Source organism: Rhizobium sp. USDA 4016 (assembly GCF_056279705.1).
The window spans coordinates 2,031,541-2,055,707 of sequence record NZ_JBWCCY010000002.1 but is presented as its reverse complement, the minus strand read 5'-3'; the positions used below and the strand labels follow the sequence as shown (position 1 = coordinate 2,055,707).

Here is a 24,167-nt window from a genome sequence, read left to right as displayed (position 1 = left end):
GCTGAGTATGTCAGTCACAAACATCGTCGAGAAGAAGTCAGTTTCCACCGGGCAGAAGCGCAATACCAACGTCGTGCGTCTCATCCTGGAAGGCCGGGCATTCTTTGCGCTGATCGTCATCATCGCAGTCTTCTCATTCCTGTCACCCTACTATTTTACGCTGAACAACTTCCTAATCATGGCGTCGCATGTCGCGATCTTTGGCATTTTGGCAATCGGCATGCTGCTGGTGATCCTGAACGGCGGCATCGACCTGTCGGTGGGCTCGACGCTGGGGCTCGCAGGCTGCATCGCCGGCTTCATGATGCAAGGCGTCACGCTCAACTATTTCGGCGTCATCCTCTATCCGCCGGTCTGGGCCGTCGTCATCATCACATGTGCGCTTGGTGCTTTGGTGGGTGCCGTCAACGGCGTGCTGATCGCTTACCTCAAGGTGCCGGCCTTCGTCGCTTCGCTGGGTGTGCTTTATGTAGCCCGCGGTATTGCGCTATTGATGACCAATGGCCTGACCTACAACAATCTCGGCGGCCGCCCGGAGCTCGGCAATACCGGGTTCGATTGGCTCGGCTTCAACCGGCTCGGAGGCATCCCGATCGGCGTGATCGTGCTTGCGGTTCTGGCAATCGTCTGCGGCATCGTGCTGAGCCGAACGGCCTTCGGCCGTTGGCTCTATGCCTCGGGTGGTAACGAACGTGCGGCCGACCTTTCGGGCGTTCCCGTCAAGCGCGTCAAGATCGTCGTCTATGTGCTGTCGGGTGCCTGTGCCGCGATCGCCGGCCTGGTGCTGTCGTCGCAGCTGACCTCCGCCGGTCCGACTGCCGGCACCACGTATGAACTGACGGCGATCGCAGCCGTCGTCATCGGTGGTGCAGCGCTGACCGGCGGCCGCGGTACGGTTCGCGGCACCATGCTCGGGGCCTTCGTCATCGGCTTCCTCTCTGACGGCCTCGTAATCATCGGCGTCTCAGCCTACTGGCAGACCGTCTTCACCGGCGCGGTGATCGTTCTCGCCGTCCTCATGAACAGCATCCAATACGGCCGCCGGGTCAAATCGTCCTGACGGCTTCAACTGAACTTATCCGCGACGGCAGGCTGGATTCCATGAAGGCCGATTGGGGAAAGCACCGCCGGGTCTCCGGCAATAACTGAGCTCACTAGTGGGAGAGAGACTATGTTTAAAAAAGGCATGCGCATTCTTTTTGCCGCCGCGACTGTGGCGCCGCTTCTTGCAAGCTCGGCCTGGGCGGCCGGGATGATGACGATCATCGTCAACGACCCGTCGAACCCGTACTGGCTGACGGAAGGCAACGTTGCCAAAGCCGCCGCCGAAAAGCTTGGCTATACCGCCTCGGTCAGCGCGCACAAGGGTGACACCAACACCGAAAGCAACCTGATCGATACGGCCATCACCAACAAGTCGGTTGCGATTATCCTTGATCCGGCGAATGCTGACGGTTCCGTCGGTGCGGTGAAGAAGGCCGTTGCCGCAGGCATTCCGGTTATCCTCGTCAACGCGGAAATCAACCAGGAAGGCCTGGCGAAGGCGCAGCTCGTTTCCAACAACGCCCAGGGTGCAGCACTCGGTGCCCAGCAGTGGGTCGAAGCTATCGGCGACAAGGGCAACTATGCCGAACTCTTCGGCGCACCGTCGGACAACAATGCCGCGACGCGCTCCAACGGCTATGAGACCGTGCTTTCGCAGTATCCGGACCTGAAGAAGGCTGCCAAGGAAGTCGCCAACTGGGACCGTACTCAGGGCCATAACAAGATGCAGTCCATGCTGCAGGCAAACCCGGACATCGTCGGCGTCATCTCTGGCAACGACGAAATGGCGCTGGGCGCCATCGCCGCTCTCAAGGAAGCCGGCAAGCTCGCCAACATCAAGGTCGGCGGTTTTGACGGTTCTCCGGATGCTGTTGCGGCCATCAAGGCAGGTGAACTCCAGTACACCGTCCTGCAGCCGGTTGCCGTGTTCTCCGAAGAAGCGGTGAAGCAGGCAGACAGCATCATCAAGACTGGCAACACCGGTGCCAAGAGCGAGAAACAGCTCTTCGATTGCCTGCTGATCACCAAGGACAATGTGGATAAGTACACGGGTCCGTTCGTCTTGTCGCAGTAATCGTCGAAGGGGCGCTCGAAAAGGCGCCCCTTTCAGCGACGGCGGCACAGGCTGCTCGGCTCTTCGGATGCCGGAAACGCTAACTTGTGGGCCGCAACCGCCCGTTCCATGTCGCCTTTTTGCCTTGGGGCGGCAATCACTGTACGAAGCTGGGATCCAGAGTTCAGCGACAAGGGTGACCCGTGACACAGAAGACGAGCCAGGGCGACGATCTGTTGGACCAGCTTACGAGCGACAGCCGCCAGACGCGCCAGATCGCTCGCCGGCGCATGATTGCCGAGGCCGTCATGAATGAAGGCTCGATGCGGATAGAAGACCTCACCGACCGTTTCGGGATCAGCCTGATGACTGCTCATCGCGACGTGGACGAACTTGTCAGCCGCGGTCTCTTCAGGAAGACGCGCGGCATCGTCACTGCGGCTGCAACCAATCTCATAGAATCAAGCGAGGTCTATCGCTCGAACCGCCAGTCGGCGGAGAAGAAGCTGATCGCCGAAGCGGCGATGCAGTTCGTTGAGCCGGGGCAGGCCATTTTTTTCGATGATTCGACCACGGTACTACAGATGGCGGCGCATCTGCCGTCGAAGGTACCGGTCACGGCCATCACCAATTCGCTGACGCTCATGAACGCGCTGAAGGGCATGCACGACGTGACGCTGCTCGCACTCGGTGGACAGTATTACAACTGGTGTAACGCCTTCATGGGTCGCATGACCATAAACGAGATCAGAGGTCTCAGGGCCGATGTCGCGTTCATCTCCATGTCGGCGATCAGCGACGGCACGGTTCTGCACCAATCCCCGGAGACGGTCGATACCAAGCGTGCCATGTTCGACTGTTCCGTCAAGCGCATCCTGCTTGCCGATCACACGAAGTTCGAGCAGCGGGCGCTTCACAGTTTCGCGGCACTGGACGAGTTCGACGTCGTCATCGTCGACGACAAGACGCAGCCGGTGCACATCGACCGCATGCGGTCCAGAGATATCAACGTTGTCATCGCCAAGGGCGCCGGAGGGCGCTCGTGACCGGACAAGCCCGTTGCTGATAGCGAGGTAAAAGCGAATGCCGAGTCTGCTCGGGATCGATAGTGGCCTGACGGTCACCAAGGCCGTCATCTTCGATATTGACGGCACGCCGCTCGCAGTCGCCCGGCGCCGCGTCACGCAGTTTATCCCAAATGCCCGCCATATCGAACGGGACATGGACGAATTGTGGAGCGCGACGGTTGACGCGATTCGGGAGGCGATCACTCTCAGCAATCGGCCGGCAAGCGACATCCAGGGCATCGCGGCAACGGCCCACGGGGATGGCATCTATCTGCTCGACCACGAACGGACACCTTTGGGCCGGGCCATCCTGTCCCTGGACAGCCGGGCCGGTGCCGTCATCGATCGGTGGATGGAAAGCGATGTCGCCGACCAAGCCATCGAGCTCACGGGTCAGATCCCGCATGTCTCCGCACCATCGACACTGCTTGCCTGGATCCGCGACATGGAACCCGAGCGGTTCAAACGCATTGGTCATTTCCTGAGCTGCAAGGACTGGCTGCGGTTTTGCCTGACAGGCATCGTTGGTACGGATCGCACGGAGGCAAGTACCTCCTTTACCGATGTGAAGACACAGGAATACAGCCAGGAGGCCCTGAGGCTCTTTGGGTTGCAGAAACTTGTCCATGCTCTGCCGCCGGCCGCGCGTTCCGATCAGATCATCGGGCGGGTGACAGGTGAGGCGGCGCATCTGACCGGCCTTGCCAAGGGAACGCCGGTCGTTGCCGGGCTGCATGATGTCACGGCCTCCGCGCTCGGGGCAGGCGGCTATGCCAAGGGCGTCGTCGCCGTCATTGCCGGTACCTATTCGATCAATGAGACGCTATCGTCGGAACCGCGGGTCGACCGGCGTTGGTTCTGCCGCAACGGCATCGCGCCCGGCATCTGGAATAACATGTCGATCTCGCCGGCATCGACCGCGAATTACGACTGGTTTCTCGACAAGCTGTGCGCCGGCGAGCGGACGAAGGGCGAGGCGCAAGGCAGCTCCATTCACGCGTTGCTCGCGCCGGAAATCGATGCGGCTTTCGATCGGCCATCGACGGCGCTCCTTCCATCCCTACCTGTTCGGCTCGCCCTATGGTGCTTTGGCAAGTGCCGGCTTCTTCGGCCTCGGCGGCTGGCACGATCGCGGCGACATGCTGCGGGCCGTGCTTGAGGGTATCGCTTTCAATCATCGCATCCATGTCGATGCACTTGGCGACGGCTTTGAATTTGAAGAGGCAAGGCTTGCCGGGGGTGTCTCGCGCAATCCGCTGGTCGTTCAAATGTTCGCCGATGTGCTCGGCATACCGGTGACCGTGACCGAAACGGATGAGGCCGCCGCCTGGGGTGCTGCTCTTTGCGCCGGATCGGGCGCCGGCGTTTATGCTGATCCGCAGAGCGATCCGCGCGACATCTCCCGCATCGCGAAGACGTGCCAGCCGGATGCGGCACGCAGTGCGGACTACGACAAACGCTACCGGGTCTTCCGCCAGATCGCCGACGCTATGACGCCCCTTTGGCCGAAAATTGCCGGCCTTGCGCCGGAGCAATCGGTAACCGACGAGGCAGAACCCCGGCACTGATGTGTGGGCGATTTAGGACGACAAGATCATGACTCCCGACATGCAGCAACGCTTCTCGAACCTTGGACAGGGCGACATCGACGTCCTGATCATCGGAGCGGGCATCAATGGTGCCGGACTGTTTCGCGACCTTTCGGCGCAAGGCGTCAATTGCGTGATCGTCGACAAGGCCGATTTCGGCTCCGGGACGAGTGCTGCGCCATCGCGCCTTATTCACGGTGGCCTGAAATATCTCGAGACGGGCGAGTTCGGCTTGGTCGCCCAGTCGACGTTGGAGCGCAATTTGCTGCTGAAGAACGCTCCGCATTGCGTCGAGCCATTGCCTACTTTCATACCGGTATTCTCCTGGACACGGGGTATTTGGGCAGCGCTGCGCACGCTGCTTGGCTCCAAGACTGCGCCACGCAGCCGGGGGGCCGTTCTCATCAAGATCGGGCTTAGGCTCTACGATTTCTTTGGATCACGCGACCAGGTCATGCCGCGCCATCGGCTGATCCTGAAAAAGAAGGCGCGCAAGGAAATGCCGCACCTCACCCCGGCAATCGTCGCCGGCGGAATTTATTACGACGCCAAGATCAGCAGGCCCGAGCGGCTCGTCTACGAACTCGTCATGGACGGACTTGAGGCAAATACGAAGAGCCTTGCCGCCAATTTCGCGACGCTTGCGGCAGTCTCCGGCGGGCGGCTGACATTCAGGCAACCGGACGGCGGCGAATTTGCTGTGTCTCCCAAACTGGTGGTGAACGCCGCCGGTCCCTGGATCGATCATGTCAATGGGGCGCTCGGCGCTCCCTCTCGGATGATCGGCGGTACCAAGGGTTCCCACATTCTGCTGGATCATCCTGAGCTGGTTCGCGGCCTGAACGGCCACATGATCTATTTCGAGGCCGATGATGGGCGCATCTGCCTTGTCTACAGCTATCTCGGGATGGCGCTCATCGGTTCCACTGATATCCCTGCCGACGACCCGGATAATGTCCGCTGCGAGGAACCGGAAACCGAATATTTTCTCGATAGCGTCCGCTCGCTGCTACCGACGCTTCGCTTCGATCGTGATCAGATCGTCTACAGTTATAGCGGCATCCGTCCGCTGCCGGCCTCCGACGCGACCGCCCCGGGGCTGATCAGTCGCGATCATTCCGCACCAGTGAAGGAGCCGGAAGAAGGCAGGCCGTTTCCGATCATCTCGCTGGTCGGCGGAAAGTGGACTACTTTCCGCGGTTTTGCCGAGGAAGTTGCCGATTCCGTTCTCGCGCGCCTGCAGCATGTTCGCAAGCAGTCGACCCGCTACCTGCCGATCGGTGGCGGAAAGGCCTTCCCAATGGATGTGCAGCAACGAAGCGTCTGGATCAAGGAAATCGCGGCGTGGACCGACGCGCCGGTCGAGCGCGTGGACGAACTGCTTGGCCGCTACGGAACGACGGCTGCGGCCGTGCTCTCTTTCTCGTCGGCATATTCCGATGAACAGCGGCTGACGGGCGCGGGGCACTACAGTTTCAAGGAAGTCGACTGGATTGCTCGAAACGAACTCGTCGTACACCTCTCAGATATCGTCCTTCGGCGCACGACGCTTGCTATCGAAGGCCGCTTGAAGCTCGAAGGCTTGCGGGAAATCGCCGGTGTCGCCGGGGCTGCGCTCGGCTGGAACGCAGAACGCATTGCAGGCGAGATCGAGGACGTCGTCAACCAGCTTGAAAATTTCCATGGCCAGACGCTCGCAAGCAGGATGCCTGCCGCCGGGCCTAAGCAGGCACAGCACCCCGCGTCAGCATAGGCTGCAGCTCAAGAGAAGACCGGATCGAGCGAACCGGATTTGTAGCGCTTGGCCATTTCCGACACAGGAAGCGGCGTAATCCGGCTTGCCATTCCGGCCGTGCCGAACTGTTCGAAGCGCTCCTTGCAGAGCTTGCTGAGCGCAGCCATCGCCGGCTTAAGATATTTGCGCGGGTCGAATTCGCTCGGATCTTCCTGCAGCACTCGGCGGATCTGGCCGGTCATCGCCATCCTGCCATCGGTATCGATGTTCACTTTGCGCACGCCGTTCTTGATGCCGCGCTGGATTTCTTCGACCGGCACGCCCCATGTCGGCTTCATCTGGCCGCCGTACTTGTTGATGATCTCCTGCAGTTCGATCGGGACTGACGACGAGCCGTGCATGACGAGGTGCGTATTCGGCAGTTTGCGGTGGATCTCTTCGATGACGCTCATCGCCAGCACGGATCCGTCCGGCTGGCGGGTGAATTTGTAGGCACCATGGGACGTGCCCATGGCGATCGCCAGCGCATCGACCTTGGTTTCGCGCACGAACTTTACGGCCTCGTCGGGGTTTGTCAGCAGCTGGTCATGCGACAGCTTGCCTTCGGCGCCGTGGCCGTCCTCGGCCTCGCCCATGCCGGTTTCCAGCGAGCCGAGAACGCCGAGTTCGCCCTCGACTGAGATGCCGCCGAAATGCGCCATGTCCGTCACCATCTTGGTGACGCCGACATTGTAGGCCCAGTCAGCCGGTGTCTTGGCATCCGCCTTTAGCGAACCGTCCATCATCACCGAGGTGAAGCCTGCCTGGATCGCCGTCATGCAGCTCGACGGATCGTTGCCGTGGTCGAGATGAACGCAGACCGGAATATGTGGATAGATCTCGACGACGGCATCCATCATGTGCTTCAGCATGATGTCGTTGGCGTAGGCGCGCGCTCCGCGCGACGCCTGCATGATAACCGGTGCACGAGACGCGTCCGCGGCCTCCATGATGGCGAGTGCCTGCTCCATGTTGTTGATGTTGAAAGCAGGAACGCCGTAGCCTTCCTCCGCAGCGTGATCGAGCAGCTGCCTCAGCGTGATGCGTGCCATTCAAGATTTCCCCATATCGATGGTCGAACGGAACGCCGCCATCCTGTCGAAAGTAGAGCCCAGGCGCGCGGGCTGTTCGCGCGCCCAATTTGTAAAGGGCAGAATGGCATAGGAGGAGGAATGTAACAAGCAGGAATAACAATATCACAATCAGTATGATATTTGCGGGAAGCCATCTTCGCATGCGTCAACCGATCGGAGCAGTGACCAGGAAGGCAGTAGCCCTATAAATGCTCGCTGCACCGCGCTTCTCCTTTCCAGCCGAAGAATTGTTGGTTGTTGGTGGCAAAGCGGACTTTTCCGCCGCAATATCTCAGTGAAACTGCAGCTGTTGGTCGCGCCAGCTCGTGGACGCAGGGAGTGACAAACCCTTATATGAGGAAGGTCAAGGGGAACGGGGATGTCAGGGCAACATTTCCACTTCTCCTGGTTGGTCCATTGCGGAATCCATGGTCTGAGCCCGATGGCATGACGCGGCCCGTTTGTCCGAGCCAGATCCACCTTATATACGGTCGCCGTTCGAAACAGCGCGCACCAACATCCCGCTTGCGACGGGGCAAGGGCTCAGGAGGACGAAACCCTTCTGGACAGGCGGCATTTCAAGCCAAGGGTTTGTTCGGTTCGTCCCACCTGGATCCGCCGGGACTGATCAGGTCCCGGAAGATGGCAGAATTCAGTTTGATGGCTAACGCATCAGGCGGTCGTCATGGCCGCTCCCTCGATGACGACGCCGGCATTGATGTATTTCCACATCGCCACAAGCAGCTTGCGAGCAAGCGCCACAATCAGCGTCTTCTTCAGCCGCCCGTTGTTCTGCTTCACCCGCTCCTTGAACCATAGGGTGAGCGCCGATTGCGGTTGATGGCGCACCCACAGCCAGGCAAGCTGAACGAGCGTCGTTCGTAGCCTAGGATTGCCGGATTTCGACACGCCCTGCTCGTGATCAATCGCCCCACTCTTCCACGGTGTTGCGACCAGGCCCGCATAGGCAGCCAATTGTCGCCGGTTGTCGAAGTGGCGGGACAGGCCTTCCGACCACAGCACGGCGGCAAACTCTGGTCCGATACCTTTCAGAGCGAGTAGCATGGTCGGCGCCGATGAAGCACCCTGCTGGGCCGCCAGCATGGCGTCGCGCTCAGCCTCGATCGCCTTGATCTGTTCGATCAGCAGTTCCAGCCGGTCGAGGATGCGGCCAATCTGCCGCTTCAGATGGACAGGCAGCGGACGCCCGTCGCCGGTCCTCAGTTCCTCAAGGCACTTGCGCCGGTCTCGACGCAGTGGTTCGTAGCCGGACACGCCCTGGGCAAACAGCAGGCCCTTGACGCGATTGACGTGCCTTACGCGCTCGTTGGTCAAGACCTTGCGCTCTCGCGCAAGGCGGCGGCGGTCCTCTTCCTCGGGTGTCGGTACCCTGAGCATGGCGCAGACGCGCGGCTCGCCCCGCTTATAGGCGAGCAGCGCGCGCACCAGCGCTTCGCCATCGATCTTGTCGGTCTTGGCCCGCCGCCGCCGGCGCGAGGTCGCAATCGAGGCGGGATCGACGACGTGGCTCTCGATCCCCTCCGCCTCCAGCACGCGGTGGATCCAGAAGCCGTCGAGCCCAGCTTCCTGGATGACGATGATCGGAAAGCATCGTCCCGTCCGCGCCTGGGCCTTCCTGTTGAGTTCGGCAAACCGTTCCAGCAGGGCGGCGATGTCGCCGGCCTCCACCCAGTACTTGGACATCTTCTCGCCGCCACCCGGCGACAGCGAGGTGACCAGCCATTTCGAGCGGGAGAGTTCCATCGAGACGAAAATTGCGCGAAGATCGGTGTGGATAGCGGTCGGCGTTTCGGGGTGGTGTGCTGCAACCGGCATGCTGGCCTCCAGTGTGAGATGTTTTAGCGAGCCTCACTTTGCCACAGCGCGGACCGCTATCCACCTCCTCATAGGATCTGGCTGCGTCAGTAATCTCGCGCGACTAGCCGGCAATCCCGCTGCAACAACCGAAACAATGTCTATAGAGAGGAACCATGAAGCGAACCTGTTTTGCGGCCTCGTTGGTGGTGGCGTGGAGCCTGACATCGGCACTGACCTTCGCGGCGGACGACGCTCTATCGGAAATCAAGAAGGCTGGCGTGATCAAGATCGGCACGACGGGCGACTACAAGCCCTTCAGCTACAAAGCTGCTGATGGCACCCTCACGGGTGCCGACATCGCCATGGCCAAGGATCTTGCCGCCGATCTCGGGGTCAAGGCGGACTTCGTTACCACTACCTGGAAAACAATGTTGGACGATTTCAAGGCCGGCAAGTTCGACATCGCACTCGGCGGCATTACCGTAAACGCCGCTCGTGACGAAGTGGGCGACTTCTCGGTGCCCAATGTGACCGACGGAAAGCGACCGATTGCCCGCTGCGAGGACAAGGAAAAATACACCACGCTTGATGCGATCGACCGGCCCTCCGTGCGGGTGATCGTCAATCCGGGCGGGACCAACGACAAGTTCGCCCACGAGCATTTCGACGAGGCGTCGATCGAGGTGTTTCCCGACAACAAGACAATTTTTGACCAGATTGCGTCGGGCAGGGCCGATGTGATGGTCACGGACGGCGTGGAGGTGGACCTGCAGTCCAAGCTGCATGCCAGCGTCTTGTGCCCGGTCGCCGTCAAAGAGCCGTTCACGCATTTCCAGAATGCCTATCTGCTGCGCGAAGACCCCGCCTTAAAGGCGGCGGTGGACACTTTCATGCGCAAGCAACTGGAAAGCGGTGGGTGGAAAGAGAAACTCGACGCGGCAATGCAGTAAGGAATCTCTGCTGCGTAATAGCGGACGAAAAGAGTATTGTCCGCACTCATCTGCTGGGATCATCGGCAGCGCTCAGCGGAACCAATAGGCCTAACTTGACGTCCCTCAGCACTACATTCGTGTGCATGCGCCGGATCTGCGGGTTTTCTTTCATGATCAGCGCCGCGATGTCGTCATAATGTTCGACGTCGCGGGCCGTGATAATGGTGATCAAGTCCACCGCTCCGGTAACGTAGTAAACTTGCTGGATGTGATCCTGCTTTTCCGCCCAAAGGCGGAACTTCGCTAGCGCATCGTAGTTGTCACGCTCGATCTCCAATCCGGCGATGAACACCATCGGTGTGCCCGTCGCCTTGCGATCGACGACGGCTACTTCTGCCTTGATGATGCCGTCCTCGCGCAGGCGTTTCAGCCGCCTCTGCACCGCCGAGGTCGAAAGCCCGACCTTTTCGGCGATGGTTTCCGCCGTCAGCTGACAATTGCGCTGAATGATGTCGAGAATATCGCGATCAAAGCCATCCAATCTTTCCATGCTCCTCCCTCCGCTTTCCAACGGCGAAATTACCCGGCGACACCGGTGTTCTGTCATATTAAACGCATTAGAAACAGATTTCTGCTTAATAAATGCAAAACAATCAGAATTTGCGCGCAAAAACCGCAGCTATCCGCGATATTCTCCAAACATTATTTGAACCGGTACCGCGCATGACAAAACCGTCTATCCAGGCACTTCGTGTGGATGATCTTCACAAGAGCTATGGCCCACATGAAGTCCTCAAGGGCATTTCGACAACGGCCCGTAAAGGCGACGTGATTTCGATCATCGGTTCGTCGGGCTCCGGGAAGAGTACATTCCTGCGCTGCATCAATTTGCTGGAGATACCGGATCGGGGCCGCATTGTCGTGAACGGCGAGGAAATTGCTTTGAAACACAGCCGCAGCGGGCAGATGCAGCCGGTGAACTGGCGGCAGATCGAGCGGCTGCGCACCGGCCTCGGCATGGTTTTCCAGAACTTCAATCTCTGGGCACATCGAACGGTTCTTGAGAACGTCATCGAAGCACCGGTCCAGGTCATGGGATATGCTCGCCGCGAGGCCATCGAGAAGGCGGACGCTCTCCTCAATAAGGTTGGGCTCTACGACAAGCGCGACGCGTACCCCGCCTTTCTTTCCGGCGGCCAGCAGCAACGGGCGGCCATTGCCCGGGCGCTTTGTGTCGATCCGTCCGTCATGCTGTTCGACGAGCCGACCTCGGCGCTCGATCCCGAGCTGGTCGGAGAGGTGCTCAAGGTGATCCGCGAGCTCGCCGAGGAGGGCCGCACAATGCTGATTGTCACCCATGAGATGCGCTTTGCCCGCGACGTCTCAAGCCACGTTCTCTTCCTGCATCAGGGCCTGATCGAGGAGGAGGGATCGCCTCGGCAGATCTTCGACGCCCCACTCAGTGCCCGCTGCCGGGAATTTACCGGCATGCTCGCCCATCATTGATCCGCCGCTTGGTCACAGATACCCCCAAACAGGAGAAATCCACGAATGAAACTGCTCCCCCTGCTGCTCGCCGGCGCCACGCTTGCCATTTCTGCCATCACGGCTCAGGCTGAAGTCCGTTTTGGCGTCATGAACGAATCGTATCCTCCCTTTTTCGCCAAGGATGCCTCCGGTGAGTGGCAGGGCTGGGAAATCGACCTGATGAACGCCGTGTGCGAGCAGATGAAGGAGAAGTGCTCAGTTGTCGAGGTCTCCTGGGATGGGCTCATTCCGGCGCTGCAGAGCAAGAAGTTCGACGTCATCTGGTCGTCGATGTCAAACACTGCAGAGCGCTCGAAGGTCATCGACTTCACCGACAAGTATTACAACACGCCGAGCACCTTGATCGGCCCAAAAGACCAGAAGCCGGGCGCGACGGCCGATGACGTGAAGGACAAGACTCTCGGCATTCAGGTCTCAACCATCCAATCGGAATACTACAAGAAGTATTTCGCTGATGTCGCTGACGAGAAGACCTATCAGACCCTGGATGAGGCATTCCAGGATCTTGCCGCCGGCCGCATCGACTATGTGTTCGGGGATTCCCTTGCCCTTGATGCATTCCTGAAAAGCGACGCCGGCAAGGATTGCTGCGTCAAGATGGGTGACGTCGCCGACGACGAGGAGATTCTCGGAGCCGGCGTTTCCGGCGGCCTGCGAAAGGAAGATTCCGAGCTCAAGGCAAAGCTGAATGCTGCGATCGCCGCCGTGCGCGCCAGCGGCAAGTACGGTGAAATCACCAAGAAATATTTCGCCTTCGACATCTACGGTACGAACTGACCTCGATCCCGGATCCGGCCGGACGATGGCAACCGAACCACGAGGCATATTAGACCTGCTTTCCCCCTATCCGCCCGGATGGGGTGGAACCCTGCTTGTCGGTGCCGCCTCCACGATTGCCATCTCCGCCGGCGCTTTCCTGATCGGCATTCTGCTCGGGACGGGAGGCGCGCTTGGCAAGCTTTCCGGCAACAGGCCGCTCGGCTTGCTGCTCAATGTCTATACGACAGCTATCCGCGCCATTCCGGAACTGATTTTGATCGTCGGGCTCTATTATGCGGGAATGGACGGCCTCAACCGGCTTTTGGCCGGGCTCAATCTGCCTGCGATCGAAGTGAACGGCTTCGTCGTCGCCGTCGCCGTACTCGGCTTCGTGCAGGGTGCCTATATGACGGAAGTGCTGCGCGGCGCGATCCTCGCCATCCCCGTTGGTCAGATCGACGCGGCGAAAGCCTTCGGCATGGGGCCGATGCTGCGTTTCCGCCGAGTCATCCTGCCGGCATTATTGCCAAATGCCCTGTCGGGCCTTGCCAATCTGTGGATGTCGGTCACCAAGGACAGCGCGCTGGTTGCCGTCGTCGGCTATCAGGAACTGGCGCTCGCCACTCGCCTGGCTGGCGCGAGCACCAAGCATTATTTCATCTTCTTCCTCGCATCTGCGCTTCTCTATCTCGCTCTCACGCTCGTCTCCAATATCGTCTTCAACCTGATCGAGCGCCATGTGCGGCGCGGACAGCCGAAGCCTGCCTAAGGAGCACACGGCATGACCTTCTCGTGGATAGCCACCTATTGGTCGCTCCTATTGGCGGGCGCCGCGCAGACGGTGCTGCTGCTGGTGATCTCGGTCGTCTTCGGATTCGTCCTGGCGATCGGCCTCGCCTTCGCGCAGGTGAGCGGCGGCACGCTGACGCAATATCTCGCTCGCGGCTACTGCACCTTCTTCCGCGGCACGCCGCTGCTCATCCAGCTCTGGCTTTTCTATTACGGCGTCGGTTCGCTGCTGCCAATGATCCCAGGCCTGCGTCAGAGCCTGTTCTGGCCCGTCCTGCGTGAGGGCTTCTTCTTCGCGGCCGTGAGCTTTACGCTAAACTATGCCGCCTACGAGGCGGAAGTGCTGCGCGGCGCGCTGCTCGCAGTGCCCAAGGGCGAGTTGGAAGCGGGCCGCGCCTTCGGCATGCGGCCCTTCACTCTGATCCGGCGCATATGGCTGCCCCGGGCCATTCGCATCGCATTGCCGACAATTGGCGGCGAAATCGTCATGCAGCTCAAAGCGACACCGCTCGCATTTACCGTCACAGTGATGGATCTCTACGCGGTGGCGAGCAAGGTGCGCCAGGACACGCTGCTCGTTTATGAGCCGCTGATCGTCGTTACTGTCTTCTATCTCATTCTCACGGCAATCATCGCTCGCGCCTTCCGCCTCCTCGAGGCGCAGGTGCCATCGCGACGCTAACGCCAACGCGGAAATGAACGGTCATGACTCCACACCTTTCCGGACTTGTTTCGCCGTGCTGGCAGAAATGAGTGCTGGAAGGCCATCCGCCAGAGACGCTTCCGGTTGTCGATCGGCTCGAAACTGCGGACGACATCATCGCCCACTCGCGGCCAGGCTTTGCGGCCGGCTTTGGTTCAATTCCCCTACGGAGACCTATCCATGAGCAGACTGTGCATTCTCGACGGCGGCATGAGCCGCGAACTCCTGCGCCTCGGTGCCGAACTGAAGCAGCCGGAATGGTCGGCACTGGCGCTAGTCAATTCGCCAGACATTGTCCGAAAGGTCCACGAGGAATTCATCGCCGCCGGCTCGGACGTCGTCACCACCAACAGCTATGCGCTGGTGCCTTTCCACATCGGCGAGGAGCGGTTTCAGAAGGAAGGGGCGGCGCTAATCGCGCTCTCAGGCCAATTGGCACGCAAAGCCGCCGATGCCGTCAAGGATCGGAAAGTCCTGGTTGCTGGTTCGCTGCCGCCAATCTTCGGGTCCTACGAACCCCAGAACTTTGATCCTTTGCGGGTCCAGGACTATCTCAAGGTGCTAGTTGAACAGCTCAGCCCCTTTGTGGACCTGTGGCTAGGGGAAACCCTCAGCCTGATCGCCGAGGGCGAGGCTGTGCGCACTGCAGTCGCCGCAAACGGGAAGCCGTTCTGGATCTCGTTCACGCTGGCCGATGACGAGGTACAAGTAAAAGGAGGTGAACCGAAGCTGCGTTCCGGCGAGCGGGTCGACGATGCGGCGCATTGGGCAGCCTCGTCTGGCGCGCAGGCGCTCTTGTTCAACTGCAGCAAGCCAGAAGTCATGCGGGCGGCGGTTGAAACAGCATCTCGTGCATTTAAGACTAGGGGCTCCACGGTAGAGATCGGTGTCTATGCCAATGCCTTCGAAGGGGAGCAAAATGATTCCGGCGCGAATGAAGGCCTCCATACTACCCGCAACGATCTGAACGATGATGGCTATTCGCGCTTTGCCTGTTCTTGGGCGGAGGCCGGTGCAACAATAATCGGCGGTTGTTGCGGCATTGGTGCCAGGCATATCCATCGCCTTAAGCAGACCCTGGCGGGTGAATCTGTATGAGCGAATGCTGCAAAGCCGCGTTTGTGTCGCAGGTTTCCTAAGTACAAAGCCGAGGCTGTGATGAGTGTACGACCGATCAGGAGGCATATACCTTGAATCTTATGCGTCGCGTGCTTTTGGGATCGATGTGGACCATGATCGGCTGGAAACCTTCGTCGGCGCAGGAATTCGGTCGAGATTCGTCTGACGGGGAAACAACGACGCAAACCGAGGCGAAAGGATCGTCAGTCACGCCCCGGCATGTTCTCTGTTTTCTCGGCAAGGAGCGCGACCTGACGCCTTTGTCCGGTGCGGCATCGCAGGCCATCCGCGACTTCGCCACGGGATTCAGCGTTGACGAGGACTATTCTCGGGCCGAGCCGGATGATCGTATGGAGCAGTCATTCGCCGTGTGCTGGGATCGGGTCGAACCTAGAGCGTGGAACGCGGCAGACGAGGAAGGCGTCGCCAATCACCAGGTGGAGACGGTGAAGGTTTCGATGGCAGCCGCGCGCCTTGTCGGACGGTTGATCGACGCAGGGGCGGTTGCCGTGAAGGGAGAAAAGCGCTGGTCGCCCAATGGGCTTGATCGATGGAGAGAACTGATACGCCAAGCAGCCGAAGCGCTCAAGGCCGGCGACCTTTTGGCTCAACAGCGGGTCGGACGCCTGGCTTTTGCGAAACGCCCGCTATCAGCTCGGGGATATTTTGAGAGTGTCGGTTTTCATCTCGTGGGGCTTCCGGAAGTGTATGTGCCGGAACCGGTTGGCTCTGAAAGGCAGGCTGTCGCCACGATGGATGCGGTCGCTGACGAGATCGCGAAGCGGGGGCTCGAGCCGACACTTAAGATACGCCATGCAACCCTTTCCTTTGATTCAACTTACGACGTGGACGAGTTCAGGTTCAATCCATATGGAATTGTCAGGCTCGCCATGTGAGCTGGGCGGATCCAGGCGAGGGGCCGTCGTCAAAAAGAAGGCGGTAGGCGCTCATGTTTGCCCACCGCCCTCCGCCTCCGAGCGTTCGCCGCCACGCGCTCAAGAGAGAGGCCGAGTCTATCTCAGCGGGGCCTCGGTTTGTATCGAAGCCGACAAACAAATGCATAGTGTCATCCAACAGTCACATAGCATTGTGTGTTGTGATTTCCGTCACGCAAATGTCATTGAAGTTTGCTGCGGTCGTCGTCGCCATTGCTGTGGACAAGCTGTGGATAATCGGTGGATAACGCAATCAGTCAGCGCATGATATGGTCCCCAAATCCGATCCCATGTTGCCTATCCGTTCCGAATCTCTTCATCTTGTCGGTGCCTGCTGTCGACCTCCGCCGCAAACGTCGTCGACCGCATGCTACGGGCGCTCCGAGATGAAGTCGTGGAGCGCCCTTTCTCTTCCGGCAAGATCGCTGCAAAGCTGGCGGGTGAGCCAGAACCCGATATGTTGCATTACCTTGTCGTGCAGTCGCTGGATCAAGTAATTGCCGAAGCCCCCCGTGATCCTCCGGCACCACCAGAGGCGTCGTTCTCTGAGTATTACCGTGACTACTACGGGAGCGCGGCTTGCGCGGACATTTGCGGATACTGATAAGTCTGCTACCGTCTTCCTTCTATCCAAACGGTGCTTCAACTCCCGGGAATTTCGGGCAGACAGCCCCGCGCGATCACGTAAAGCGCACTCTTCAGTGAAAGCGCCTTAATCGCACATCTCTGCGCCTGCACGCAAGAACTGACGAAAAGGCTTGCGGAAGATGAGTTGGTAGGCAGCACCGGAGGTGTAGTCATCGGAGAACCTACGATTGTCGGTCTACAACCCACAACGTCGGACGCAAATATAGGTGACTTATCTTTCCCCCGTAGGTATCCAAAGCACAGGGACGACTTGTCCAGGCCGCCATGTCACAACGCGACATATCCCGTTTCCGATCTTTGCAGGAACTTGCCATCGAACGCGGCACCCTCTACCCCTTCATCGAGACACAAGGTCGAACTCTAGGGCAATGGAACGTCCTGGGCTTAGTGGAGGATGGAACCGAGACATCCCGACGACGATTGAATGGGCGAAAATCAGAGCTCGGTCGTCAGTGCAATTCAAGATACCAGAGCTAGAATATGAATGTGAAGAACTGCCATAATTTCCATGATTTCCGCCAATTGGCCAAGCGGCGCCTCCCCGGGCCGATCTTCAATTATATCGACGGTGCGGCTGACGACGAAGTCACCTATCGTCGCAATACGACATCCTTCGGTGACTGCGACCTGGTGCCTAACGTATTGCGCGGCGTGAGCGATGTAGACATGTCGGTGACGATCATGGGCCAAAGACTAGCAATGCCAGTCTATTGCTCGCCGACGGCGCTGCAGCGGCTGTTTCATCATCAAGGCGAGAGGGCGGTGGCTGCAGCAGCAGCCAAATACGGCACTATGTTCGGGGTGTCGTCACTGGGAACTATCAGTTTAGAAGAAGCGCGTCAGATCAGCGACGGGCCGCAAGTCTATCAGTTCTATTTCCACAAGGACCGTGGCCTGAACCGGGAAATGATGGCACGCTCCAAGCAGGCCGGCGTAAACGTGATGATGCTGACCGTCGACAGCATCACCGGCGGCAATCGCGAACGCGACAAGCGCACGGGCTTTTCGATTCCGTTCAAACTGAACCTCGCCGGCCTCACCCAGTTCGCGGTCAGGCCGGCTTGGGCCATCAACTATCTCATGCATGAACGTTTTCGTCTGCCGCAACTCGACAGCCACGTCGACATGAGCGGCGGCGCCATGTCGATCAGCCGCTATTTTACGGAAATGCTGGATCCTGCGATCTCATGGGCCGATGTCGCCGAAATGGTGCAGCATTGGGATGGACAGTTCTGCTTGAAAGGCATCATGTCGGTTCAGGATGCTCAGCGAGCAGCCGAGATAGGATGTACCGGCATCGTGATCTCCAACCATGGCGGCCGCCAGCTGGACGGCTCGCGTAGCGCATTCGACCAACTCGCCGAAATCGTCGACGCGGTCGGCCACAAGATCGACGTGATGATGGATGGCGGCGTTCAGCGTGGCACCCATGTGCTCAAAGCATTGTCATTGGGCGCGAAAGCTGTCGGCCTAGGTCGATACTACCTATTTCCGCTCGCCGCCGCGGGGCAAGTGGGCGTCGAACGCGCGCTGGATTTGATGCGTAGCGAAATCGCGCGCGATATGACGCTTATGGGATGCACGTCCGTCGATCAGCTCACAAGACAGAACCTGCGCTTCCGTCAAAACCTCCCATATTAGATTGACCAGCAACCAACTCGCTCAAGTTTTGGCGACTTCGCCCGTGCCGCAAACGACCCATCCTGCCTGCGGGTTTGTAAAAGCGGCTTCCTGATCGTGGAAACCTGCTGCGGGGATAGGCGCGGCGTCGGTTCCGTCGAGACGCAAGATGCGAATAGCGCGGTCGATCTGCCGGTGCCGGACCGCATGCATGTGCAGTGGCGATAGCGGAACATCTGCGCTTATGCAGAGTTGAGACGCGATCAAACATGATGGCGACCATCAGCCGACCTCCAATCCATTTGACTGGCTTCAAGGGAAGATGCCCCAGAAACGGCGGCAAGGCCACCTGTTCGGGAGCTAAAAGCTTGCTCCTCCATGCGATGTGTGGGGTCGACTATTCCCTCCCCGACCCGGCGGATGGACCAGCTTATTCCTCCATGATTCTCGTAGCGGTCCCGGCACTAGCTTTGCCCTCTGGTTCCAGCTTGCATCGGATCCGCCCCTTTGGCTGCATGTGTTGTCACGTTACCAATTCCCTACTCGCATGCGTCCTCCTCTCAGACCGCTGAGGGGCTGGCTCGTCTTTTCCTCGTTTTTTTCATAAAGCGGAGGAAGGAAGTATCGATGTCGAGCGGCACACCGCCGCGGCTGAGCTTCGTTCATAGAAATAGCTACCAGCCGACCTGGGGTTTCGAAATGCGAGAACTGCCAGCGCTCGCTTTTCCAGGCCTCACAACCTGCATGCAGCTAGACAGCCATCGATAGTCAATGCCGCTCGGCAGCTTTCTTAGCATTATCAAGGCACCAGGCCCTGCAGCGTTGTGGAACAAGTTGCCGGTATCGGCCATTTGTTGTCCATGAAAACAGCCCTGCCGATGTCGCTGCTCGCTCTGGTCTTCACCGTTGGTGGTGTTGGCGCGCAGGAACTTCGGCGCGAAGCCATCGATGCCGCTTCGATTGCTTCCATCGTTGCAGAAAGGCCGACTAAGGCGCCTACCGATCCAGATCCAGCGGTCGTGCGTCTTCAGGTCCTGCTCGACCGCGCGGGCTCGTCTCCAGGTGTGATCGACGGCTTCTACGGCGAGAATGTCCGCAAAGCCGTGGCCGGGTTCGAGATGATGAACAGCCTTGTTGTCGATGGTAAGCCGGATCCGGAGGTGGTCGCCCGCTTGGAAGGCAATTCGCCCATCGTTGAGAGCTACGTCGTCTCGGCAGAGGATGCCACGGGCCTCGTCGACAAGATCCCTGAAGATTACGACGAGAAGGCGAAGATGCAGAGCCTTGGATACACCAGTGTTGCCGAGAAGCTTTCCGAGCGGTTTCACATGGACGTCGGCCTTATGCAAGCGCTTAATCTCTCTTCGCGGTTCGCTCCTGGTGACACGGTTTGGGTCGTGACGCCCGGCCCTCCGAAAGAAGGAAAGGTCGAGAGGATCGAGGCCAACAAGAAGACAGGGCAGATCCTGGCCTATGCCGAAAACGGATCGCTGCTTGCAGTCTATCCTGCGACGATCGGAAGCGAAGACAATCCGGCCCCGTCGGGCAAGCACAAGGTGAAAGGCGTCGCGAGGATGCCAGCGTACAGGTACGACCCAAGGCTCAACTTCAGGCAGGGGAAGAATAACAAGGTTTTGACGATACCAAAGGGGCCGAACGGTCCGGTCGGCAGCGTCTGGATCGACCTGACCGAGCCGACTTATGGAATACATGGGACGCCTGAACCAAAACTCATCGACAAGGTTGGATCGCACGGTTGCGTGCGTCTGACGAACTGGGACGCCGAAGAGCTGGCCGGAATGGTCAAGCCAGGAGTCGTGGTGGAATTCGTCAATCAAGGTCCGGCCGCTCCTAAGTGAAGCGTATGGCATTTCGGTCGGTCGAAAAAACCGTGCGACTGGCGGTAATGAGCGCCACCCTTGCTCGGTCGCGGATTTTGGCCGGTCTTTCCGCTTTTGACGAGTGCTTGGCTCACGGCAAGCGATGCCTGAGCGCCGCCTCAGAAGTGGGCGGCGTTGTTTCTGGCGATCGACGTGCAAGGTATACGAACTGCGGCGCTGGCGTTGACCGAGTGTCCTAAGGGGCTAGCGCTCACGACAATTATGGCCGCGTTGACAAGTGCTCGGAATCCAAACACCACGTGCGCCAGTTTACACTGTGTTTACCAACTTTAAGGCGAATAATAGCCCTATATGATTAATTGACTTCGCCTTCTGGCTGTACGAATTATCCCGCGGGCTGGAAAACGGAGGGTGTTGCCAATGGCAATCGTTTTTCAATCACACGGGGGTACAGAGCAAAAGCGCACCGTTTCTATCTCAAGCCTTCGCGCCGGGCCGCCAGCGACAGGTGACGTCGCGGTCGACGAAGAGGCGGACTTCGGCTATTTCGTACCGCCACTGGATGCGCCCGAGAATTACTTGCCCAGCACGGCGGAGACGGTGGGGGAACTCGATGAACTGGGCGCAATGTTGATCGACGTTGTCGCTACGCCGACGAGTGAGGACCCGACTGAAGATTCTACGCTCCCGCCGGTTTTCACATATTGGGGGCAATTCCTGGATCACGAGCTGACAGCCCGAACCGATCGCGAAGGGGCAATTTCGAGCATGGTCAACGCACACCCGCCTGTCGCCTCGTCGACAGTGGAGAGCCAGTTCAGGAACGCCCGCTCGCCCCGCTTCGATCTTGATAGTGTCTACGGCGGATCTGCCGTCGGTGACGGAATAGATGCAGACGTTGTCAAAGTGATTTCTGGTCTTCGCCACCCCACGCTGAAAGACAAAATGCGTGTCGGAACAGCGATCGAACCGGGGCCTTTGCCCGACATGCTCGACCAACATCGAGACCTGCCTCGGTATGGCCAGGTCCAGTCGTCTGTCCGGGAAGCGGCTTTACGTCTGGCTCAGGCGGCGATGAACCCTGAGGCGTTTCAGAAATTCTCCGATACGTTGCCCCAGCGCGCGATAATCGGGGATAATCGCAACGACGAAAATCTCGTCGTTGCGCAGTTCCATCTGAGCTTTCTTCGGTTCCACAACAAGGCCATCGATTACCTTGCGTCGCACGACACGGGCTGGATCGCCGATTTCAGCTCAGCGCAGGCTCTAACCAGACTCCATTATCAGTGGCTGATCGTTGATGGATATCTCAAGGGCGTGTGCGACCCGGTTGTGGTGGACCGCGTCGTCAACGATCGGGCATCTCATTTCTTCAAGTTTAGAGCCGAATTCGATGCCCGAAGGCAGAATACCCGACTTGGAAATGCCTTGCCGTTAGAATTCTCCGCGGCGGCTTATCGGTTCGGTCATTCCATGGTGAGAGCCTTCTATGACTACAACAAGAACTTTGGGCGACCGGGCACTGGTTTTCTACCGCGCGCCACCTTGCGGTTGCTTTTCGAATTCACCGGCGGCGGCGGCAGGCTGGATGACGAGAAGAAGCTGCCCAAGAACTGGATAATCGACTGGGCGCGCTTTACAGGGGTCGATCCCCACGACGGGAGCGACGGGGAGCCGGCCCGTCTTGCCAGAAAGATCGACACGGAACTCGCTCCGCCATTGCATACGATGTTCAAGGAAGGCGAAGACCAGGGCGATCAACAGCTCAAGGCGTTGTTCAAGAACCTGGCAAGGAGGAACCTTCGTCGAGGCTACAATCTCAGGCTTCCGACGGGCCAGGCGCTACACAAGCATCTCAAACAAATCGGCGCAGTGGAGTCCTCGCCGATCCAAGATGTCTCAGCCCTGTTTGCCACGAAGCCCGATTTGCAGAACTTCCTCGCCAGCACCGCGTCGCGCTTCCACGAACGCACACCCCTCTGGTTCTACATTCTTGCCGAAGCCGAGGCTGCAGGTGGAAACCGATTGGGCGAAGTTGGCAGCTGTCTCGTGGCATTGACATTCGTGGGCGTGCTACTTGCCGATCCCGACTCGGCCCTTTCGCGCGGGTTCACGCCCGATCAGAGCCCTCTCAAGATGCCGGACAACGCACCGATCGACTCGATCGCCAAGTGGATGCAGTTCGCCGCGGTTATGCAGTAGGGGCTCTTGAGACTGCTGCCTCGCCGCATCGCGGCGAGGCAAAGAGACATACTTGCTGCTTTGGCAAATCACCGAGACGAGCCAAGGCTGCCGCCGGCCGTGGCCGGCACGACCGTTTGACAAATCAGGATCGATACCGTCTACCCGGCGTGCTGACGGCGTCCCGTCCGCTGGTGTCGCCGATCTTGGTATCGGCTTTGCGCCGGAATGGAAACCGAAGGCTGAGCATCGGTTCTAAGGATCGGATTGGGTGTTGCCCGGAACGATCGGTGTCACGAACCCATGCCGCGGATCGTGTTACCGCAGGCGGAGAGTGAAAGCAGGATGCCGCAGGCGGCCGCAATTGTTGTCACGGTCTTCGTCATCTTCTCTTTCCTTTTGCCATGATCAGGGTTGCTCACGGGTGCCGGGCGCGGCCTCGCGCTGATCGGCATCTTCAAGGTCGGTTGCAACTAGGAACGCGTCGGTATGTTCGCGTGCGGCTTCTCTCAGGGCGTCCAAACTTGGAAGGTCGTCGCCTTCGATTTCCCCGGCCTCCCGTTCGATCTCCCCCTTCGCCTGGATCCAGTGATCTTCCTGACGACCCTCAGGTCGTCCTTCTCGCTCCCAAATGGCATGAGCTCGTCTCCGCACTTCGTCTTCGTGGATGGAGCCATGCCGTCCTCCATATTCATCAATACTCTGCGATCGAGCGTCATTTTGCTCTCCTGCCATGTCTTTACCTCCAATACCGATTTCTGGTGGAGACGGACGACCTGCCCAGCAGGTAGCCAATGCCGAAGGCTGCCGCTCCAATACCGAGGATGAGTGAGCTTGCGGCCTGCGGATGGTCTGTCACGCCGACTGCGACAGCGTTGGCCTCCCGCTTGATTGCGGATGCCGTGTCAGATGCGACTTTCCGGATGCCCTCAGGTTTTTCAACTGGCGATCCGGTAAAGCCGGCTTCGAGTTCATTTGCCATTGAGTTTTCCTTTCATAAAAGGAGAACTGGCGGGGAGGGGTGTCGGTTCCTCAGTATTTTACCGGCCGATGCGGATACTCCCGAGGTGGTCCGGACAAAGTTCCTGATCGCGTCCAATGAGGCGTTTGCGGGATGCGGCTTTTAAGATCGGCGGGTAGATGCCATTCAGGCGTCTGCTTAAAGAGCGAGCCAATGGCGATCGTCGCAAGAACTCCGGACCATATGCGGCAGACGCATAGCTGCGGTGACGGATTGTTGCTGTTTTAAAACGATTGAAACACCTATATTCCAATCATCGAAACGACGCCAGAGCCCAAGCACGGTTGCTGACGTCAGACAGCCCTCGGGAAAGGGGATTTATCATGAACGTGGCACGCTCTTTCAACAACTGGCGCAAGTTCCGCCAGACCGTTTCCGAACTTGGCCGGATGTCCAGCCGTGAATTGCAGGATCTCGGCATCGACCGCGCCGATATTCGTAGCATCGCCCGGGCATCGATCGCTCGCTGATAGCGCTGCTCCAAGCTCGACGACACTGCCGACGCCCGCTCATGCGGGCGTTTTCGCGTCAATTTTCATGTTACCATATTCTCCTAGGGCTTTTGCCGGTCGCGAGCCTGGTGGCTTGTGTTTCTTGCATAGCTGCAGTGCAACATAAAGCCTATCAACCGCCGAGCGATCGCGTATGATCT

20 protein-coding genes and 1 pseudogene are annotated in these 24,167 nt (G+C 59.1%); 16 read left to right on the top strand and 5 right to left on the bottom strand.

Annotation, left to right across the window (positions count from 1 at the left end):
* The first annotated feature begins 7 nt into the window (after window positions 1-7).
* The 5 genes and pseudogenes from ACZ9DP_RS10860 to ACZ9DP_RS10840 all read left to right on the top strand — a co-directional run bounded on the left by ACZ9DP_RS10860 (window position 8) and on the right by ACZ9DP_RS10840 (window position 6,507).
* Entirely contained in the window at window positions 8-1,060 is a 1,053-nt protein-coding gene (locus tag ACZ9DP_RS10860) for an ABC transporter permease (protein ID WP_074071388.1), read from the top strand.
* A 111-nt stretch (window positions 1,061-1,171) separates the two neighbouring features.
* Window positions 1,172-2,119 carry a D-ribose ABC transporter substrate-binding protein gene (locus ACZ9DP_RS10855; RefSeq protein WP_074071389.1) on the top strand — a complete coding sequence of 316 codons (948 nt, stop codon included), beginning with the start codon at window positions 1,172-1,174 and terminating at the stop codon, window positions 2,117-2,119.
* A gap of 182 nt (window positions 2,120-2,301) precedes the next feature.
* Window positions 2,302-3,144: a DeoR/GlpR family DNA-binding transcription regulator gene (locus ACZ9DP_RS10850; protein ID WP_074071390.1), complete on the top strand. Its 843-nt coding sequence runs from the start codon at window positions 2,302-2,304 to the stop codon at window positions 3,142-3,144.
* A 37-nt stretch (window positions 3,145-3,181) separates the two neighbouring features.
* Window positions 3,182-4,733, top strand: a pseudogene (locus ACZ9DP_RS10845) (FGGY-family carbohydrate kinase).
* A gap of 28 nt (window positions 4,734-4,761) precedes the next feature.
* Window positions 4,762-6,507 carry a glycerol-3-phosphate dehydrogenase/oxidase gene (locus ACZ9DP_RS10840; RefSeq protein ID WP_476201614.1) on the top strand — a complete coding sequence of 582 codons (1,746 nt, stop codon included), beginning with the start codon at window positions 4,762-4,764 and terminating at the stop codon, window positions 6,505-6,507.
* An 8-nt stretch (window positions 6,508-6,515) separates the two neighbouring features.
* Here ACZ9DP_RS10840 and fba read toward each other — a convergent pair whose 3' ends face one another.
* Both fba and ACZ9DP_RS10830 read right to left on the bottom strand, forming a co-directional pair.
* On the bottom strand, window positions 6,516-7,580 hold the full coding sequence (gene fba / locus ACZ9DP_RS10835; RefSeq protein WP_074071393.1) for a class II fructose-bisphosphate aldolase: 1,065 nt from the start codon (window positions 7,578-7,580) through the stop codon (window positions 6,516-6,518).
* Between the two features lie 693 nt (window positions 7,581-8,273).
* Complete coding sequence (locus ACZ9DP_RS10830) at window positions 8,274-9,437, bottom strand: IS110 family RNA-guided transposase (protein WP_476200710.1); 1,164 nt, start codon at window positions 9,435-9,437, stop codon at window positions 8,274-8,276.
* A 260-nt stretch (window positions 9,438-9,697) separates the two neighbouring features.
* Between ACZ9DP_RS10830 and ACZ9DP_RS10825 the strand changes: the two genes are divergently transcribed.
* Window positions 9,698-10,369: a transporter substrate-binding domain-containing protein gene (locus ACZ9DP_RS10825; protein WP_476201612.1), complete on the top strand. Its 672-nt coding sequence runs from the start codon at window positions 9,698-9,700 to the stop codon at window positions 10,367-10,369.
* 46 nt (window positions 10,370-10,415) lie between these two features.
* On the opposite strand, the gene ACZ9DP_RS10820 is transcribed toward ACZ9DP_RS10825, so the two are convergent.
* Window positions 10,416-10,901, bottom strand: a complete 486-nt coding sequence (locus ACZ9DP_RS10820) for an Lrp/AsnC family transcriptional regulator (protein WP_283073999.1) — start codon at window positions 10,899-10,901, stop codon at window positions 10,416-10,418.
* Between the two features lie 173 nt (window positions 10,902-11,074).
* Between ACZ9DP_RS10820 and ACZ9DP_RS10815 the strand changes: the two genes are divergently transcribed.
* The 9 genes from ACZ9DP_RS10815 (at window position 11,075) to ACZ9DP_RS10775 (ending at window position 22,515) form a co-directional block, all read left to right on the top strand.
* Complete coding sequence (locus ACZ9DP_RS10815) at window positions 11,075-11,857, top strand: ABC transporter ATP-binding protein (RefSeq protein WP_476201610.1); 783 nt, start codon at window positions 11,075-11,077, stop codon at window positions 11,855-11,857.
* A 45-nt stretch (window positions 11,858-11,902) separates the two neighbouring features.
* Window positions 11,903-12,676 (top strand): transporter substrate-binding domain-containing protein, encoded by a 774-nt coding sequence (locus ACZ9DP_RS10810; protein WP_074071396.1) that lies wholly within the window; start codon window positions 11,903-11,905, stop codon window positions 12,674-12,676.
* 25 nt (window positions 12,677-12,701) lie between these two features.
* Window positions 12,702-13,427: an ABC transporter permease gene (locus ACZ9DP_RS10805; RefSeq protein WP_476201607.1), complete on the top strand. Its 726-nt coding sequence runs from the start codon at window positions 12,702-12,704 to the stop codon at window positions 13,425-13,427.
* 12 nt (window positions 13,428-13,439) lie between these two features.
* A complete protein-coding gene (locus tag ACZ9DP_RS10800) occupies window positions 13,440-14,129 on the top strand; it encodes an ABC transporter permease (RefSeq protein ID WP_476201605.1) in 690 nt (229 codons plus the stop codon).
* Window positions 14,130-14,330: 201 nt separating this feature from the next.
* The gene (locus tag ACZ9DP_RS10795; RefSeq protein WP_476202260.1) at window positions 14,331-15,248 is read left to right on the top strand and encodes a homocysteine S-methyltransferase family protein; all 918 of its coding nucleotides are present in this window, start codon (window positions 14,331-14,333) and stop codon (window positions 15,246-15,248) included.
* 92 nt (window positions 15,249-15,340) lie between these two features.
* Window positions 15,341-16,165, top strand: a complete 825-nt coding sequence (locus tag ACZ9DP_RS10790) for a hypothetical protein (RefSeq protein ID WP_476201604.1) — start codon at window positions 15,341-15,343, stop codon at window positions 16,163-16,165.
* A 1,167-nt stretch (window positions 16,166-17,332) separates the two neighbouring features.
* Window positions 17,333-18,493, top strand: a complete 1,161-nt coding sequence (locus tag ACZ9DP_RS10785; RefSeq protein WP_476201603.1) for an alpha-hydroxy acid oxidase — start codon at window positions 17,333-17,335, stop codon at window positions 18,491-18,493.
* A gap of 839 nt (window positions 18,494-19,332) precedes the next feature.
* Window positions 19,333-20,331, top strand: a complete 999-nt coding sequence (locus ACZ9DP_RS10780; RefSeq protein ID WP_476201602.1) for a L,D-transpeptidase family protein — start codon at window positions 19,333-19,335, stop codon at window positions 20,329-20,331.
* A 969-nt stretch (window positions 20,332-21,300) separates the two neighbouring features.
* Window positions 21,301-22,515: a peroxidase family protein gene (locus ACZ9DP_RS10775; protein WP_476202259.1), complete on the top strand. Its 1,215-nt coding sequence runs from the start codon at window positions 21,301-21,303 to the stop codon at window positions 22,513-22,515.
* 387 nt (window positions 22,516-22,902) lie between these two features.
* On the opposite strand, the gene ACZ9DP_RS10770 is transcribed toward ACZ9DP_RS10775, so the two are convergent.
* Window positions 22,903-23,229 (bottom strand): DUF2934 domain-containing protein, encoded by a 327-nt coding sequence (locus ACZ9DP_RS10770; protein ID WP_083635933.1) that lies wholly within the window; start codon window positions 23,227-23,229, stop codon window positions 22,903-22,905.
* 4 nt (window positions 23,230-23,233) lie between these two features.
* Window positions 23,234-23,476, bottom strand: a complete 243-nt coding sequence (locus ACZ9DP_RS10765; RefSeq protein ID WP_040114960.1) for a hypothetical protein — start codon at window positions 23,474-23,476, stop codon at window positions 23,234-23,236.
* Window positions 23,477-23,838: 362 nt separating this feature from the next.
* Between ACZ9DP_RS10765 and ACZ9DP_RS10760 the strand changes: the two genes are divergently transcribed.
* On the top strand, window positions 23,839-23,985 hold the full coding sequence (locus ACZ9DP_RS10760) for a DUF1127 domain-containing protein (RefSeq protein ID WP_074071407.1): 147 nt from the start codon (window positions 23,839-23,841) through the stop codon (window positions 23,983-23,985).
* Window positions 23,986-24,167: the final 182 nt, after the last annotated feature.